Genomic DNA, 1,343 nt, shown 5'->3' with positions numbered 1-1,343 from the left:
CCCGTATGACCGGTCAGCATTGTTGAAGGCAGCGTCCATACGCGGATGGTGTGGTCCCCGCTTCCACTGACCAGTATCCGACCGTCAGGTGAGAAAGCGAGTCCGTTGATCCCTCCAACATGGCCGCCGAGTGGTCTGCCCAGCGGTACCGGCTGCGCGGGGTCGGCCACGTTCCACAGCTGGACCGTCGAGTCGTAGCTCCCCGTGGCGAGCAGGTGGCCAGCCCGGCTGAATGTTACCGAGAGTATTGCCGATCTCGCTCCGGTGAGCCGTGTCAGGAGGGTAGGGCGGGCTGGGGTGGAAATATCCCAGAGCTGGACGGTGTGATCGGCGCAGCCGCCTGCGAGGATGCCTGTTTCCGGGCTGAGTGAAATCACCCTTACGCCACCGCAGTGCCACGCCAAGGGAATACCTAAAGGCTTGGTCTGTGCCGGGTTCGCGACATCCCACAAACGAACGGTGTCGTCGTCGCTCCCGCTGGCAAGAACGCGGCCATCCGGGGAGAAGGCAAGCGACTTGACCGACCGATCGTGTCCGTTTGTGGGCGCTGCGAGCAAGGTTGGCCGATTCGGATCGGCCACATCCCATAGTCGGATTGTCGAATCGTAGCTGCCGGTTGCCAGCATCCGCCCGTCGGGACTGAAGACAACGCTGGTGATACCGCTGTCCTGACCTGTCAGGACAGTCTTGAATAACGTGGGATGCGCGGGGTCAGTGACATTCCAGAGCCGGGTTGTATGGTCGTCGCTCCCGCTGGCGAGAGTACGGCCGTCCGGACTGAAATCCAGGAAGAGAACCGAGTCTGTATGCCCTGCGAGAGGCTGCTCCAGGAGCGCGGGCCGAGCGGGATCATGCAGGGACCACAACCGGATGGAGTAGTCGAGACTCGCGGTGGCAAGTAGTTGTCCGCCGGGTGCGATAGCAACCGAGTGAACCGATCCGTTGCTAGCAGAAGTCGCGGCAGAAAGTGTACCGTTTCCGGCAGAAAGGATCTTCGTGTACAGGTCGGGTGTCGCTGCCTGCTTATATGCCGCGAGCACGAGTTGTGCCGCGAGGGACGGGTTGTTGATTTCTATTCGGTCGGCTTCGGACCTAATCAGGTCGAATTCGACTGAATGTAGCCGATCAGTTGTCTTCCTGTTTTCCGTCCGCAGGACGCCGGCGAAGGTGATGATGCCGATCAAAAGCACTGTGAGGATGGCAGTCGGCTTGTGAATCCGTAATGCACCACGGACTATTGTCCACTTGCGGCGACGCTCCGTCACTGAGGCGCCGTGGGGGGAATCTCGTTCACACACGATCGACTTCTGGGCGATGAATTCGCCACGGGAACTGGCATCGCC

General features: G+C 60.8%; 1 pseudogene. It reads right to left on the bottom strand.

Annotated elements, in window-relative coordinates:
• Positions 1-1,343: pseudogene (locus U9977_RS22660) on the bottom strand (WD40 repeat domain-containing protein); the annotation flags it as partial.

Source organism: Protofrankia sp. Cas8 (genome assembly GCF_963555845.1).
Taxonomy (GTDB): Bacteria; Actinomycetota; Actinomycetes; order Frankiales; family Frankiaceae; genus Protofrankia.
This window is presented reverse-complemented; position numbering and strand designations above follow the sequence as displayed.